Source organism: Streptomyces sp. NBC_00237, from assembly GCF_026342435.1.
GTDB lineage: Bacteria > Actinomycetota > Actinomycetes > Streptomycetales > Streptomycetaceae > Streptomyces.
Window position 1 is genome coordinate 256663 of record NZ_JAPEMT010000002.1, and the last position, 14707, is coordinate 271369.

Sequence of the window (14707 nt, forward strand, 5' to 3'; positions counted from 1 at the left end):
TCAGCGCCCCGGGGCGTTCGGCGCACTGCCCGCCCGTTGCCGCGCGGGCGTCACCAGGTACGGCCGTACGCTCTTGACCAGCATCGCCATCTCGTACCCGAGGACGGCGGCGTCGGCCTCGCGCCCGGCCAGCACGGCGAGGAAGGTGCCCGATCCGGCGGTCGAGACGAACAGCAGCGTCGAGTCCAGCTCGACCACCACCTGCCGGACCTCGCCGCCGTCGCCGAACCGCATTCCGGCGCTGCGGCCCAGCGAGTAGAGCCCGGAGGCGAGGGCGGCCATGTGGTCGGCACTGTCGGTGTCCAGGCCGTGCACGGACTTGACGAGTCCGTCGGAGGAGAGCAGTACCGCGCTGCGGGTGTACGGAACCCTTTGTACGAGTCCGCTCAACAGCCAGTCCAGGTCGGTCACTTGGCCGGTCGGCGCATCGCTCACCATGGGGGTCACTCCTTGGGGGTGGGGAAGTGCGTGTCATCGGGCTGTACGGAACCGGACCGGCCGGTGCCGGAGGGCTGCTCCTCCGTCCGGGGGTCCGCCGCCTCGGCCAGGTCGATGCCGCGCTGGAAGGCGGCCATCAGACCGGGGTCGTGCAGCACGGGCTGCTCGTCGTCCTTGCGCGGGGCGGGTCCGTCCTTCAACTGCGGTACGAGGTTCTCCTGGCTCCGTCGCCTCGGCAGCCGGGGCCTGCTGACCCGGCCGCGCACCGCACCGTCGGGCGCGGTCCGCGCCGTGCTGTGCACGGGTTCCGCGGGCACGACGAACTCGGGCGGGGCGGTGAGCCCGTGGGTGACGCCCGGCACCGCGGCGGCCGGATTGGGCCGCTCGCCGCGCTCGCCGCGCACGGGCAGCGGGGTGTTGTCGGCGGTCTCGGACAAGCGGGCGGGCGGTGCGGGCTGCGGGACGGCGGTTTCCTGCTGCGGTACGTGCCCGGGGTCGGGGGCGCGTACGCGCGAGGGCAGGGGCGGGGCGCCCTGCCGCCCGGCGGGCATCTGCGCGAGGGGTGCCCCGGATATCGGGGGCGGATCGCCCTGCGCGGGCACGGCGGCGGTGTGCGCTCCGGCCGGCCGACGGGACGCACCCGCGCCCGACGCGTCGTGTTCCTCGCCCAACAGACCCTCCGGGAGCACGAGTACGGCCTGGACCCCGCCGTAGATGTTGTTCTGGAGGCGGACGGCGATGCCGTGCCTGCGGGCCAGGGCGGACACCACGAAGAGGCCGATCCGGCCGTCCTGGAGGAGGTGCTGCACGTTGACCTGGTCGGGGTCGGCGAGCAGGGCGTTCATCTTGTTCTGCTCGGTGACCGGCATGCCCAGGCCCCGGTCCTCGACCTCGATGGCGAGGCCCGCGGTGACGAACTGGGCGCGCAGCAGCACCGTGGTGTGCGGGGCGCTGAACACCGTGGCGTTCTCCACGAGTTCGGCGAGGAGGTGGATGATGTCGGCGACCGCGTGGCCGCGCAGGGTGCCGTCGATCGGCGGCACCAGCTTGACCCGCGAGTACTGCTCGACCTCGGCGATGGAGGAGCGCATGACCTCGCTCATGGAGACCGGGTTGCTCCACTGACGGCGTGAGATGGCCCCGCCGAGCACGGCGAGGTTCTCGGCGTGGCGGCGGATGCGGGTGGCCAGGTGGTCGACGTGGAAGAGGCCCTTGAGCAGGTCCGGGTCCTCGACCTCGTTCTCCAGTTCGTCGAGGAGCTGGATCTCGCGGTGCACGAGGGACTGGAGGCGTCGGGCGAGGTTGACGAAGACCTCCACCTTCTGGTCCGTACCGGCGCTGCTGGAGAACTGGGACGCCTGCACGACGGCGGTCACCGCCACGTCGTGGGCGCGTCCCATCTCCTGCGAGAGCTGGTCGAACTCGTCGCCGCCCCGGGGTGCGCCGGGCGGCACCGTACGCCGTATGTCCGGATCCTCGCCCCGGCGCAGCCCGTCGACGACGGCACGGAGTTCGTCCTGACGGCGGACGCTGGTGCGGCGCAGTTCGGTGCAGCGCAGAGTGACCGAACGGGCCGCCCGCAGCGCCGCCACCACGGCGACGAGCACGGCGACGGCGGCGAGCACGGCGGCTGCCGCGAGCCCGATCCATAAGCTCTGCGTCGGACGGATCCCGGCGGTGCGGACCGTGTGGAGCACCGCTCCGGCCCCGCTGAGGGCGACGACGACCGCAGGAAGCACGGCGGCGCGGAGCAGCTGGGGACGCAGTTGCGCCTCGGGAGCGGAGGCAGCGGGGGGACGGGTTCCCGGCCGGCCGTGCCGCCCGCCCTCGCGGCGGTCTGCTCGCGCGGCTGGTGCGCGAAGTTGAGACATCAGCGTCCTTGGTACGTGGGGCCCCACGAATGCGGCGTGACTGGCCCTCCTGGTGTCAGGGCCTGCGTCCGGTCCGGTTTCCGGGGCCGGAGCAGGGCTGGGCTCAACTCGGGTGATGCGGGCCCCCGTTGATCACCGGGCACTCACAGTAGTCGGGAACACTCCATGGGTGAGGGGCAGTTGCCAAACTTGCCCGCCCGGCGTCCCGCTCTGGTATGAGGCTTCGCACGCACAGACGAAAACCGGCCGCCCCCGGAATGCGGGGACGACCGGTGTGCGATGCCGCATGCAGCTATGCGGACGCCGCTGTCTCCTTCTGTACGACCACGGGGGACGTCAGCTGTGCCGAGGTGCTGGGGGCCTCGGTGCCGGGCCCGCGCGCCGCGACGCCGCGCCACCAGGGTGTTGACGGCACGGAGTCCGACGTGGGTTCGAAGGGCTCGCCGGGGCACGGCAGGGCGATCGCCGCGCCGACGGCGGCGGCCGCCGTGACGGTGCCCTCGCCCGGTTCGTCCCACGGGTGGGGGGCGAGGTTGAAGGTGCCCCAGTGGATCGGCAGCATCACGCCGCGCGGGATGCCGCCCTGGAGGTCGAGGTGGGCCCGCATGCCCTCTTCGGGGGTCATGTGGATGTCGGGCCAGTGCGGGCTGTAGGCACCGATCTGGATCATCGTGGCGTCGAACGGGCCGTGTGCCGCGCCGATGTCCTGGAAGCCCTCGAAGTAGCCGGTGTCCCCGCTGTGGTAGATCCGGTGCTCGGGCCCGGCGACCGCCCAGGACGCCCACAGGGTGTGCTGCCTGTTGCGCAGTCCTCGGCCGCAGAAGTGCCGGGCCGGGGTGGCGGTCAGGCTGATTCCGGCGACCTCGGTCGACTCGTTCCAGTCCAGGTCGCGGATGCGGTCCGGGGGAACGCCCCAGTGCTCCAGGTGCGCGCCGACGCCGAGCGGGACCGCGAAGAGCGCGCCGGTGGCCTTCAGGGCGCGGATCGTGGGCATGTCGAGGTGGTCGTAGTGGTCGTGCGAGATGACGACGACGTCGACCTCGCCGAGGGAGGCGAGCGGCACCGGCACGGGGTGCAGCCGCTTGGGTCCCGCGAAGTCGAACGGGGAGCAGCGGTCACTCCACACCGGGTCGAAGAGGACCCGGCGGCCGTCGATCTCGGCGAGGACGGTCGAGTGGCCCATCCAGGTCAGGCGCAGCCCGGAGGGGGGCGGCTCGTGGATGTCCGCGAGCGTCGTGGCGTGCACGGGGACGGTGCCCGCGGGGGCGCGCAGGACGCGCTCCTCCTTGCGGAAGTACGTCTTCATCAGGCCGGAGGTGGACTTGGGCGAGGGCCGGGCGGCCCGGGTGCCCTCGGGGTTCTGGAAGACGCCGTCGGCGAAGTTCGGCGACCGGCGGATGCGTTCCATGCGCTCCCCGGCGGGGTCGGCGCCGAACGCCGCGGTCCTCAGCCCTCGCAGCTTTTCGCGCAACGGCTTCTGCGGGGAATCCGCACTGGTCACGGCACCTCCAAGGGGTCGGCTTCATTCCATTATGTGCACCCCTGTGCGACGGCGGGGGAACGGGCCCGTGACGGCCGGCCGCACGGCAGGGGGCTTCTTCCGCAGGGAGAACGGTCATGGCCGCTGTCGCGTGCCCGGCCGTTCTCCCCCGTGGAATGGGCGTCGACGCCGCAGGGATCAGTTCAGTTCGTAGACCGCGGTCACGATGACCGCGTCCTTCACCTGGCCGGGGGCCACAGGCACGGACGCCGGTGCGTCGGCGAGTGCGCCCGCGGGCACCTCCACCGGACGCGGGCGGCCGGAGTCGGACTCGGTGAGCGAGACCAGCCTGCCGAGCGACCGGCCGCTGAGCCTGGCGTGCTGGGCGGCCTTCTCCCGGGCGTCGAGGTGGGCGGCGCGGCGGGCGGCGGCGCGCAGCGGCGCGGCGTCGGCGACGTCGAAGGTCACCCCGCCGACCCGGCCCGCGTTGCCGGAGGCGTCCATGGCCGCCTGGATGACGGCACCGGTGCGGGAGAGGTCGCGCACCCGTACCGAGAAGCTCTGCCCGGCCTGGTAGCCGGTCAGCCGCTGGTTGCCGTTGTCGTACTGGTAGACGGGGTTCAGGGAGAGGCTCTCGGTGCGCACGTCGCGGTCGGCCACGCCCTGTGCCCGGACCGCGGCAAGCAGTGCCTGTGCGGCGGTCGACTGGGCGGCGAGCGCTTCCTTGGTGGTCGGCGCCGTGGCTTCGACACCCAGGTTGACGAAGGCCGTATCGGGGGTCGCGGTGGCCTCCCCCGAGCCGGTGACGGTCACGGTGGCGGGTGCGGGGCGGGCGACACCGGCCGTGACCGGGGCGGACGAGAGCGCGGACGCGGGCACCGCGCCCGCGACGAGCAGGCCGCCGGCGAGGGCGGTGGCGACGAGGACGCGCGATGAGGTCCGGCGCGGAGAGGGCGGGAACACGGGCATGGGGGTCCTTCCGGAGGCCGGGGCTGCGAGGCTCCCGGCGGAACAGGGTGGGGGACATCCCAGCACTCCGCGCGCCCGGCCGGTCCGCGCCACTCTGGCGAGGTGCCGGAGTTCACCTTCAGGGCCCTCTGGGGAAGGGGGTCGGCGACCCGGCACGGCCTGCGCCGCGCACCCGCCATACTGGGCGCGTCGACGGGGGTCCGGGCACGGAGAGGGGAACGCGTTGTCGCAGCACGGGCAGCACGGGCAGCAGCAGGACGGTCCTGACGGGGGCAGCACGTACGACGTCCTGGTGATCGGCGGCAGCGGCGTGGACACGGTGGTGCGGGTGGACCAGCTGCCGGTGCCGCTGGCGGACTCGGTCGGGGTCTCCCCCATCGGCGAGTGGCCGGGGCACACCGGCGGCAACGTCGCGCTGGGCTGCCGGGCGCTGGGTCTCGGCGTGAAGTTCCTGGACGTCATCGGGGACGACTGGATCGGCGGGCAGGTGCGGGAGCGGCTCGCCAAGGGGGATGTCGACTTCGAGCCGCTGATCTCGCCCGCGGGCACGCGACGTGCCGTCAACCTGGTGGACCCGACGGGCCGCCGGATGTCGTTCTACGACTCCCGCGACCCGGCCGACCTGCGCATGCCGCGGGACTTCTACGCGCCGCACGTCCGCCGGGCCCGGCACGTCCACGTCTCGATCATGGGCTTCGCCCGGTACCTGCTGGACGACCTGGTGGCGTCCGGCGTCCCGCTCTCCACCGACCTGCACGACTGGGACGGGGTGGCCGACCACCACCGCGACTTCGCGCTCCGCGCCGACCTGGTGTTCCTGAGCGCGGCCGGGGCGGGCGAGCGGATCGGCGACGTGATGCGGGAGATCCTGCGCGAGGGCCGGGCACAGGCGGTCGTGGCGACGGCGGGTGCGGGCGGCTCGTACCTGCTGACCCTCGACGGCGGCAGCACCCCTCGCCCGGTTCCGGCGACGGTCCCGCCCGCTCCGGTGGTGGACTCCAACGGTGCGGGCGACGCGTACGTCTCCGGGTTCCTGTACGGGCGCCTCGCGGGCCGGAGTCTGGAGGAGAGCGCCCGCTTCGGCGCGCTGGCCGGGGCGTACGCCTGCACGGTCCCGGGCAACACCTCGCTCATCGGCCCGGAGGCCCTGCTGCCCGAGGCGGCGGACCCGGAGGCTTAGGAGGCCCGGGGGCTGGTTCCGGGTCCGGGGTCGGGGCCGGGTCCGAACGTCCGGGCGGCTCCCTCCTTCGCGGTCCTCGTGGTGGGCGGTACCCGCAGCCAGGAGGTGCGGTGGGCGCCGTCCGGTCCGGGGGTGGAGTCGACGGCCTCGACAACCACCACGTCCTCGTCGAACGGCAGGGTGATGCGCCACAGGATGCCGGTCTCGCCGCGGTGCACGGGCTCGGCCCCGGACTCGGTCAGGTACCGCTCGTAGCCGTAGTGCTCCAGCATCGCTCGGCGCAGTCCGGCGTTCTCCTCGTCCCGGATCCTGGCCCGGCTCAGCCCGGTCAGTTCGTCGGGGAACTCGGCGGGCACCGGTATGCCGCGCCAGGCGTGCAGCGCGAACCCGTCGGGGTAGACGAGAGCGGGGCCGTCCTCCCGGTCGAGGCGTCCTGCCTCGTTCTTCTCGACGGCCTCGACGGCGGCCCTGGGCGAGGCCGCCCAGACGATCCGCTCCGGTTCGGCGAGGCCCGCCGTGCGGTAGGCGAGCCGTATCCCTTCCTCCGCCGCGGCCCGGTCGGCAGGACCGGTCGCGGCCGCCACAGCACTCCAGTCGTGCACGTCCCGTGTCTTCAGATCCTGCCCGTACGGACTCCCCGCCCCCTGTTGCCCATCGCCCTGTTCCGTACTGCTGGCCAGCACCAGACAGCCCCGTGCGCCATGCGGTTCGCCGGGCGCGTCCGCCGCGTACGCGGGCACCGCCTTCTTCTCCAACGGCACGATCAGAACGTCCCCATGCCAGTGCACAGCTCTCCCCCTCCCGGACCGCCACCCCCTGTGACGACCATGTCCAGAACGCTACGGGTGGGGTCTGACAATCGGCGCCGAGGTGGAGAGCCACAGGGAGCCGGAGTCCGGTACGACCAGCGGCTCTTCCTCTTCTCGGCAACACCGGCCTGCCCCGATCCCCCACGGGCGGCAGGGATCAGAGCGGCAGGAGGTCCGGCCGTTTCGCCTCGACGTGGTCGCCGGAGCTCTCGCCGCGCAGCCGTCGGCCGATCCACGGCACCAGGTGCTCGCGCGCCCAGTCGATGTTGTCGCGCCGCGCTTCGAGCCGCCCGCGCGGTGCCATCGGCGGCCACGCCTGGTCGGGGTCGGCGGGAATCTCCAGGCCCAGGACCTGACCGGCCCGCAGCGCGACCCGGGTGTGCCCCTCGGGAGAGAGGTGCAGCCGGTCGGAGTCCCAGGCGCGCCGGTCCTGCACGGACTTCAGCGACCACAGGTCCAGGACCGGGCAGTCGTACCGGTCGGCGATGGCCCGTACGTGCGCCGAATAGGTGGCGACCTTGCCGCGCAGATGGCGCAGCACCGGGACGCCCCGGGTGTCGAAGCCGGTGGTCACCATGACCGTGCCGACCGCCGAGTGGAGGTCGGCGACGGCCTTCTCGAACCGTTCGGCGACGTCGTCGGGGTCGGTGCCGGGCCGGATGATGTCGTTGCCGCCCGCACAGAAGCTGACCAGGTCGGGGGCCAGTTCCTTGGCGCGGGGGACCTGCTCGGCCACGATCTGGTCGAGGAGTTTGCCGCGTACGGCAAGGTTTGCGTATCGGAAGGTGTGTTCGGGTACCCGGTCGTCCAGAAGGACGGCGAGCCGGTCGGCCCACCCGGTGAACGCGCCGTCGGGACCAGGGTCTCCGACCCCTTCGGTGAAGCTGTCCCCGATCGCCGCGTACGACCCGATGGTGCCTGCGCTGAATGAACTCGAATCGTCTGCCACGTCGACACATCCTTCACTTTCGCAAGTGACCTACGCCACCGTAGGGAGGGGTTGACGGGGCGTGATATATGCCACCGGTCAAGATTCATCCAACCCGGAATACGCAGGTGACGCCTCCTGAGCGGGCCGCACCCCGTCCCGGAACGGGGCTCGCCCCCGCACCGGGAGGGGTGCGGGGGCGAGTACGCCGGACGGGGGGCCGAGCCGGTGTCCGATCCGTTGGGGACCGGTGGCCGTTCCCTTTTAGAGCGGGACGCCGTTGCTGCGCAGGTAGCCCAGCGGGTCGATGTCGGAGCCGTAGCCCGGACCGGTGCGGATCTCGAAGTGGAGGTGCGGTCCCGTGGAGTTTCCGGTGGAGCCGGAGTAGCCGATCTGCTGGCCGCCGGAGACGCCCTGGCCGGAGCGGACGTTCAGCACGGAGAGGTGCGCGTACTGCGAGTAACGGCCGTCGTTGTGCCGGATGACGACCTCGTTGCCGTACGCGCCGCCCCAACCGGCGGAGACCACGGTGCCCGCGCCGACGGCCTTGACCGGGGTGCCGGAGGACGCGCGGAAGTCGACACCCGTGTGGTAACCGCTGGACCAGCTGCCGCCGGAGGCGCGGTACGGGGTGGAGACGCCCGAGGGGACGGGCGCGGAGAAGCCGGAGCTCTTGGACTGCTGGCGCTCGGTCCGCCGGGACTCGGCCTTCTTCTCCACGCGCTTCTCGGCCCGCTGCTCCGCGCGCTGTTCCGTACGCTCCACGCGCTCGGTCTTCTGCTGCTGCGCGACGGGGGCGGACGCCTGCCGGTCGGAGGCGGCGGAGGCCGAGGAGCCGGACCCGGCCGGGGCCTTGCCGCCGAGGGTGAGCTTCATGCCGGGGAAGATCAGCGACGGATCCTCACCGACGACCTTCTCGTTGTCGCTGTAGACCTTCTGCCAGCCGCCGCGCACGTCCTCGTCCGCCGCGATCTTCGACAGGCTGTCGCCGCTCACCACGGAGTACGTACGGGTGTCGGTCTGCGGCGCGGCCTTCTGCGGCTGCTGCGCCTGCGGGGCCGTCCGCTGCTGCGGAATCTGCGCCTTCGGCGCCTCCTGCGGCAGCGCGACAGGCGCCGCACCCTTGTCCACGGCGTGCGCCCCGGTGGCGCCGATGAGCGGAAGGGCCAGTGCCGCACCGCCCGTACCGGCGGCGACGAAGCCGCGGGTGAGCGAGGAACTGGGCTTCGGGCGGCGGTGCTTACCCTTTGCAGGCATGACGGATTCCTCTCCGGCGCCTGCGAGGTGAGCTGTCGGGTTCGGGCTGGAGCTGCCCGGCCTCGCTCCGGTGGGAGCGCTGCTTCACCCCAAGCCGTACCGGCGGACTTTCGTCCTCCGGGTCCGGCGTACTACCTGGGTCCCCCGCTCCTGCCACACGAAGAAAGTGGGTGCGGACTCCGAGCGGTGGCAGGATTCGGCGGTCCACCCGGATTGACGGTGACCGTAAGCGAGTGCGGACCGCCTGAACAAGCCGTTCCCGCCTTCTCCTTCTCCCGGACACCCCTTCTCCACGATTCTCCCGGTCGCGAGCAACCGTCCCGGACGCCATCTCCCGCCTCTGGCCTGCCGTTTGACGCTTCGGCAGCAGAAGTCACTGCCGTCCCTATGATTCTGCTCACTCGCCCTCCCGCATCCCCCGAGTTGGTTGCCCGGGGCCCCCATTTCGGGGTGGATCGGCGTACGTCTGTCGTATTGTCGGCCAGTGTCCGCCGACGTGCCCGCGTCGGTGAACGACCTTGAGGAGCACTCGTGACGCAGCAGGCATCGCCGTCGGCCGAGCCGGATCTCGCAGGTGTACGGAACTTCCGCGACGTGGGCGGCCTGCCGACCGTCGACGGCGGGCGGACACGTTACGGACGGCTCTTCCGCAGCGGCCACCTGGCGCACGCCACCGAGACGGACACGGCGTTCTTCGACGCCCTCGCCCTCCACACGGTCTTCGACTTCCGCAATGCGGCGGACCAGCGGCTGGAGGGTCCGGACGTCGAGCTGACGGGCGTACGGAACGTGAACATCCCGCTGAGCGACCCGGCGGACGGCACGGAGTTCTGGCGGATGGTGCGCGACGGGAACATCGACCAGCTGCGCGAGGTCCTCGCCGACGGCAAGGCCGCGGCCCGCATGACGGATTCGTACCGCCGCATGATCGCGGAGCGGACGGCGGAGCACAGCCGGGTACTGCACGCGCTCGCGGAGGACAGCGTTCCGGCACTGATGCACTGTGCGGCGGGCAAGGACCGGGCGGGTCTGGCGATCGCTGTGACGCTGCTGGCCGTGGGCGTGGAGCCGGACGCGATCCGCGCGGACTACGTGAAGTCCAACGACCCGCACCGCCGGTACAGGGTGCGTCGCGGCAGCGACTCCCCCGAGGCGATGAACGCCGAGGTCATGAGCCTGCTCGCACCGCTCTTCGATGCCCGCGTGGAGTACCTGGACGCGGCCTTCGACACCATCGAGGAGACCTGGGGCACCACGGACGCCTACCTGGAACAGGGCCTGCGACTCTCCCCCGAGGTCCGCGCGGCACTGCGTGAGCGCCTGACCGAGTAGCCGTCTGCCCTCAGGCGTCGCCCAGCGTGAAGAGCAGGAAGATGAACGCCGCGATGATGTGCCCGACCACCACGTAGAGGAAGACCCGCACCACGAGCCCGTGCGGTGCCTTGTCCGCGACGAATCCGTCCGGCCCGGCCTTGCCCGCGCCGTCCTGCCACTCGGCGCCCTTGGCCGAGCCGGGCCGGTCGGTGCGGGCCGCCTCCTCGGCGGCGAGGGCGATCGCGCTCATGGCGGCGGTCTGCGACGCGGTGAGCTTCTGCGCGGGCGCGGGCCCCGGGGCCTTCACGAGTCCCTGCGGCTGGCCGAGCCCCTGGGCCGAGGCGAGTCCCTGCGGCCGGGCGGCGAACTCCGTCATCTCATGACTCCTGGGGCAGGCAGAGCCCGGCGACGGTGCTCTGCATCAGTGTGTGGAGGAAAAGCAGCTCGGCCCCGTCCGGCGTCACCGCGGTGATCCGGTGCGGGGTGAGCGAGTCGAAGTGGGCGCTGTCGCCCTCGTCCAGGGTGTGCACGCGCTCCCCGAGCACGAGCCGCAGGCGCCCCTTGAGCACGTACAGCCACTCCTCGCCGGGATGCACCCGTACGAGATCCTGCTGGGCCGCGTGCGGCACGTTGACGCGCAGCGCCTGCATGGCCCGGCCGTGACTCCCGACCTGCCGGTACGTCCAGCCGTCGGCCTCGCGGGCGGTCATCTCCCCGGCGCGAATGACGGCGTTCGGGTCGGCGACGGTCTCGCCGAGCACCTCGGAGACCGTCGTACCGTAGATACGGGCCAGGGCGAGCAGCATCGGCAGCGAGGGCTGGCGTTGGCCGGTCTCCAGGCGGGAGAGGTGCGCGGGCGAGAGTCCGGCGCGGCGGGCCGCGGCCTCCAGCGTGAATCCGCTGGTGCGGCGGAGTTCTCGCAGGTGGGGAGCGACGGAGGGCATGTACACCGGGCCCTCGGCCGCCTCTTCGAGGCGTGGCGTCATGCCTCCATTGAGCCAGACCCTTTGCCCCTGGGGCAAACTTCTTGCCTCAGAGGCAAAAGCATCCGGAAGGGGTTCGGCGGACTCCGGAAACAGCTCAGCGGTTCGCGACTGCCCGCTTCACAACGGCTCAGCGGTTCGCGACCGCCTGCTTCACCAGTGTCCTGCCGAAGTCCCACATCAGACCACCGCCGCCGTGTGCGTCGTCCATCACGGCGGTGAAGGCCGCCACGAAGCGGTCGACCTCCTTCTCCCCCACCGTCAGCGGCGGAATCAGCTTGATCACTTCCAGGTGGTCGCCGGACACCTGCGTCAGGATCCGGTGCTTCTGGAGCAGCGGTACGACGACCATCTGCGCGAACAGCCCCTTGCGGGCCGCCTGGAGCATCGTCCACCGGCTGCGCAGCTTCAGCGAGGACGGCCGCCCGAACTCGATGCCGATCATGAGCCCGCGCCCGCGTACGTCGTGCAGCAGCTCGTACTTCCCGATCAGGGCCGCCAGCCGCGACTTCAGCAGCTCTCCCGTCCGCCGCGCATTGGCCACGACCTGCTCGTCCTCCATCACGGAGAGCACGGCGAGCCCGGCGGCCATGGCCTGGGCGTTGGATCCGAAGCTGGCCGAGTGGACCAGCACCCGGTCCATGGACGAGTAGACCTTCTTGAAGATCCAGTCCTTGCCGAGGGTCGCCCCGACCGGCACGTACCCGCCCGAGAGCGCCTTGGCCACGCACAGCAGGTCCGGCTCGACGCCCGCCTCGTGCTGGTACGCGTAGAAGTCGCCGGTCCGCCCGAGGCCGGTCTGCACCTCGTCGGCGATGAGCAGCGCCTTGTGCCGGTGCAGCAGTTCCTGGGCGGCGCGCAGGAACCCGGGCGGGGATTCCAGGACGCCCTTGCCCTGGATGGGTTCGACGACGAACCCGGCGACGTCGCCGCGCTTCAGCTCCCTTTCCAACGCGTCCAGATCACCGAGTTCGATCGCGGTGTCGGGCAGCAGCGGGGCGAATCCGTCCCGGAACCCCTTCTCGCCGTTCACCGACAGCGAGCCCGTGGTGAGCCCGTGGAAGGCGTGCGCGCAGTACAGGACGCGCGGCTTGCCGGTCGCGTACCGGGCGAACTTCAGCGCGGTCTCGACCGCTTCCGTACCGCTGTTGCCGAAGAACACCCGGTCCAGGTGCGGGCTGTGGCTCAGCAGCTTCTCGGCGAGCAGTCCCGGCAGCGGCTGGCAGTCGAAGCGGGTGAGGTCGGCGAGGGAGGCGTCGAGCACGTCGTGCAGCGCCTTGCGGACGACGGGGTGGTGGCGGCCGAGGCCCATCACCCCGAATCCGGCGAGCATGTCGAGGTAGTCGTTGCCTTCGGCGTCCCAGAAGTACGCGCCCTCGGCCCGCTCGTACACCCGGTCGAAGCCGATGGTGTGGAGCATGCGCGGGAGCTGGTGGTTGAGGTGCCGGGCGTGCAGCTCGTACCGTTCCCCGCCGCGTGCGGCGAGCAGCCCCGCCAGGTCGAATCCCTTGGCGGGCGTGTCCGCGGCAGCCGCGAGAGCCTCGGGCGCGTCTTCGGTCATTCCGTCAGTTCTCCTTCTGTTCCGTTGTGCCGGTCTCGTACGGGATCGTGGCCGCGCCGATCCGGCCGGCGATCTCGACGGGCGTGAGCCCGATGTCGGCCAGCACCTCGCCGCGCTTGGCGTGCGCGAGGAACTGTTCCGGGATGCCGAACGTGCGCAGCGGTACGTCGACGGAGGCGTCCTGCAACGCCTGCCCGATCGCGGAACCGACGCCTCCGGCGCGGGAGTTGTCCTCGACGACGGCGACGAGGGAGTGCAGGGCGGCGAGCGGGGCGAGCGCCGGATCGACGGGCTTGACCCAGCGCGGGTCGACGACGGTGCACCCGATGCCGCGCTCCCCCAGCAGCTTCGCGGTCTCCAGGGCGACCCCGGCGAGCGCCCCCACGGACACCAGGAGCACCTGCGGGTCGTCGTCCCGGTGCAGTACGTCGAGTCCTCCGATCCGGTCCAGGGTGGGGTACTCGGGTCCGACCGACTCCTTCGGGAAACGCACCACGGTCGGCGCGTCGTCCACCGCGACGGCCTCCCGGAGCTGTGCCCGCAACTGCTCGGCGTCGCGCGGGGCGGCGATCCGCAGCCCTGGTACGACCTGGAGGATCGACATGTCCCACATGCCGTTGTGCGAGGGCCCGTCGGCTCCGGTGACCCCGGCCCGGTCCAGTACGAACGTCACACCGCACTTGTGGAGGGCGACGTCCATCAGAACCTGATCGAAGGCACGATTGAGGAATGTCGCATACACCGCGAACACAGGATGCAGTCCGCCGGTCGCAAGCCCCGCCGCCGACACCGCGCCGTGCTGCTCCGCGATCCCGACGTCCCACACCCGGTCGGGATACGCCTCGGCGAACTTGGTCAGCCCCACCGGATGCAGCATCGCCGCCGTCAGCGCCACCACGTCCCGTCGCTCGGCCCCCACCTTCACCATCTCGTCGCCGAACACCGAGGTCCAGGAGGGACCGTTGGAGGGGCTCAGCGGCTCGCAGGTCAGCGGGTCCATGGCGCCCACCGCGTGGAAGCGGTCGGCCTCGTCCTGCTCGGCGAAGGCGTACCCGCGCCCCTTCTGGGTGAGGCAGTGCACCAGTACGGGGCCGTGGAAGCGCTTGGCCCGGCGCAGCGCGGACTCCACCGCCGCGACGTCGTGCCCGTCGATCGGACCGACGTACTTGAGCCCGAGGTCCTCGAACATGCCCTGCGGTGCGAAGGCGTCCTTGAACCCCTTCTTCGCGCCGTGCAGTGACTCGTACAGCGGCTGTCCGACGACCGGGGTGCGCTGGAGCACCTCCTTGCCCCAGGACAGGAAGCGCTCGTAGCCGTCCGTCGTACGCAACGTCGCGAGGTGGTTGGCGAGACCGCCGATGGTCGGCGCGTAGGACCTCTCGTTGTCGTTGACGACGATGATCAGCGGCCGGTCCTTGGCGGCGGCGATGTTGTTGAGCGCCTCCCACGCCATGCCGCCGGTCAGCGCCCCGTCGCCGATCACCGCGACGACGTGGTCGGGCCTGTCCAGCACCTCGTTGGCCTTGGCGAGCCCGTCCGCCCAGCCGAGCACGGTGGACGCGTGCGAGTTCTCGATGACGTCGTGCACGGACTCCTCGCGCGACGGATAGCCGGACAGCCCGCCCTTGCCGCGCAGCTTCGAGAAGTCCTGACGTCCCGTCAGGAGCTTGTGCACGTACGACTGGTGGCCGGTGTCCCAGAGGATCCGGTCGACCGGTGACTCGAAGACGCGGTGCAGCGCGATGGTCAGCTCCACCACGCCGAGATTGGGGCCGAGATGGCCCCCGGTCCTGGCCACCGCTTGGATCAGGAACTGCCGGATTTCCTCGGCCAGTTCGACGAGTTCTGGTTCGTCCAGCGCCTTCAGGTCCCGCGGACCCCGGATACCTTCCAAGATCGCCACGTTCGGCCCCCTCT

The 14707-nt window shown here is 71.8% G+C and carries 13 protein-coding genes and 1 riboswitch; of the genes, 2 read left to right on the forward strand and 11 right to left on the reverse strand.

The window, feature by feature from the left end; genetic code table 11:
* The 4 genes from OG897_RS15515 to OG897_RS15530 form a co-directional block, all read right to left on the reverse strand.
* On the reverse strand, positions 1-438 hold the full coding sequence (locus OG897_RS15515) for a roadblock/LC7 domain-containing protein (RefSeq protein ID WP_266657193.1): 438 nt from the start codon (positions 436-438) through the stop codon (positions 1-3).
* A 5-nt stretch (positions 439-443) separates the two neighbouring features.
* Complete coding sequence (locus tag OG897_RS15520; RefSeq protein WP_266657195.1) at positions 444-2309, reverse strand: sensor histidine kinase KdpD; 1866 nt, start codon at positions 2307-2309, stop codon at positions 444-446.
* 292 nt (positions 2310-2601) lie between these two features.
* On the reverse strand, positions 2602-3810 hold the full coding sequence (locus tag OG897_RS15525) for an MBL fold metallo-hydrolase (RefSeq protein WP_266657197.1): 1209 nt from the start codon (positions 3808-3810) through the stop codon (positions 2602-2604).
* A gap of 177 nt (positions 3811-3987) precedes the next feature.
* The gene (locus tag OG897_RS15530) at positions 3988-4758 is read right to left on the reverse strand and encodes an SIMPL domain-containing protein (protein ID WP_266657199.1); all 771 of its coding nucleotides are present in this window, start codon (positions 4756-4758) and stop codon (positions 3988-3990) included.
* A 289-nt stretch (positions 4759-5047) separates the two neighbouring features.
* On the opposite strand from OG897_RS15530, the gene OG897_RS15535 reads away from it, so the two are divergent.
* A complete protein-coding gene (locus OG897_RS15535) occupies positions 5048-5938 on the forward strand; it encodes a carbohydrate kinase family protein (protein WP_266660196.1) in 891 nt (296 codons plus the stop codon).
* Here OG897_RS15535 and OG897_RS15540 read toward each other — a convergent pair.
* From OG897_RS15540 to OG897_RS15550, 3 genes are all read right to left on the reverse strand, one after another.
* Positions 5935-6555, reverse strand: coding sequence for a DUF6745 domain-containing protein (locus OG897_RS15540; protein WP_266660197.1), 621 nt, complete (start codon positions 6553-6555; stop codon positions 5935-5937). The two genes, OG897_RS15535 and OG897_RS15540, sit on opposite strands and share 4 nt — an antisense overlap.
* Before the next feature lie 349 nt (positions 6556-6904).
* The gene (locus tag OG897_RS15545) at positions 6905-7696 is read right to left on the reverse strand and encodes an SGNH/GDSL hydrolase family protein (protein WP_266657201.1); all 792 of its coding nucleotides are present in this window, start codon (positions 7694-7696) and stop codon (positions 6905-6907) included.
* Positions 7697-7939: 243 nt separating this feature from the next.
* Positions 7940-8932, reverse strand: coding sequence for a LysM peptidoglycan-binding domain-containing M23 family metallopeptidase (locus tag OG897_RS15550; RefSeq protein ID WP_266657203.1), 993 nt, complete (start codon positions 8930-8932; stop codon positions 7940-7942).
* Positions 8933-8936: 4 nt separating this feature from the next.
* Positions 8937-9144, reverse strand: a riboswitch (cyclic di-AMP (ydaO/yuaA leader).
* A gap of 319 nt (positions 9145-9463) precedes the next feature.
* Here OG897_RS15550 and OG897_RS15555 point away from each other — a divergent pair.
* Positions 9464-10264 carry a tyrosine-protein phosphatase gene (locus OG897_RS15555; RefSeq protein ID WP_266657205.1) on the forward strand — a complete coding sequence of 267 codons (801 nt, stop codon included), beginning with the start codon at positions 9464-9466 and terminating at the stop codon, positions 10262-10264.
* Between the two features lie 10 nt (positions 10265-10274).
* On the opposite strand, the gene OG897_RS15560 is transcribed toward OG897_RS15555, so the two are convergent.
* The 4 genes from OG897_RS15560 to dxs all read right to left on the reverse strand — a co-directional run bounded on the left by OG897_RS15560 (position 10275) and on the right by dxs (position 14693).
* Entirely contained in the window at positions 10275-10622 is a 348-nt protein-coding gene (locus tag OG897_RS15560) for a DUF6126 family protein (protein WP_266657207.1), read from the reverse strand.
* Position 10623: 1 nt separating this feature from the next.
* Entirely contained in the window at positions 10624-11232 is a 609-nt protein-coding gene (locus OG897_RS15565; protein ID WP_266657209.1) for a helix-turn-helix domain-containing protein, read from the reverse strand.
* Between the two features lie 127 nt (positions 11233-11359).
* Entirely contained in the window at positions 11360-12790 is a 1431-nt protein-coding gene (locus OG897_RS15570) for an aspartate aminotransferase family protein (protein ID WP_266657210.1), read from the reverse strand.
* 4 nt (positions 12791-12794) lie between these two features.
* Complete coding sequence (gene dxs / locus OG897_RS15575; protein ID WP_266657211.1) at positions 12795-14693, reverse strand: 1-deoxy-D-xylulose-5-phosphate synthase; 1899 nt, start codon at positions 14691-14693, stop codon at positions 12795-12797.
* Between the last annotated feature and the right edge of the window lie 14 nt (positions 14694-14707).

Bases quoted from the DNA above. Each gene is read 5' to 3' on its own strand.
- OG897_RS15530 (WP_266657199.1), bottom strand. From the start codon at position 4,758: ATGCCCGTGTTCCCGCCCTCTCCGCGCCGGACCTCATCGCGCGTCCTC.
- OG897_RS15565 (WP_266657209.1), bottom strand. From the start codon at position 11,232: ATGACGCCACGCCTCGAAGAGGCGGCCGAGGGCCCGGTGTACATGCCC.
- OG897_RS15570 (WP_266657210.1), bottom strand. From the start codon at position 12,790: ATGACCGAAGACGCGCCCGAGGCTCTCGCGGCTGCCGCGGACACGCCC.
- OG897_RS15515 (WP_266657193.1), bottom strand. From the start codon at position 438: ATGGTGAGCGATGCGCCGACCGGCCAAGTGACCGACCTGGACTGGCTG.
- OG897_RS15560 (WP_266657207.1), bottom strand. From the start codon at position 10,622: ATGACGGAGTTCGCCGCCCGGCCGCAGGGACTCGCCTCGGCCCAGGGG.
- OG897_RS15550 (WP_266657203.1), bottom strand. From the start codon at position 8,932: ATGCCTGCAAAGGGTAAGCACCGCCGCCCGAAGCCCAGTTCCTCGCTC.
- OG897_RS15520 (WP_266657195.1), bottom strand. From the start codon at position 2,309: ATGTCTCAACTTCGCGCACCAGCCGCGCGAGCAGACCGCCGCGAGGGC.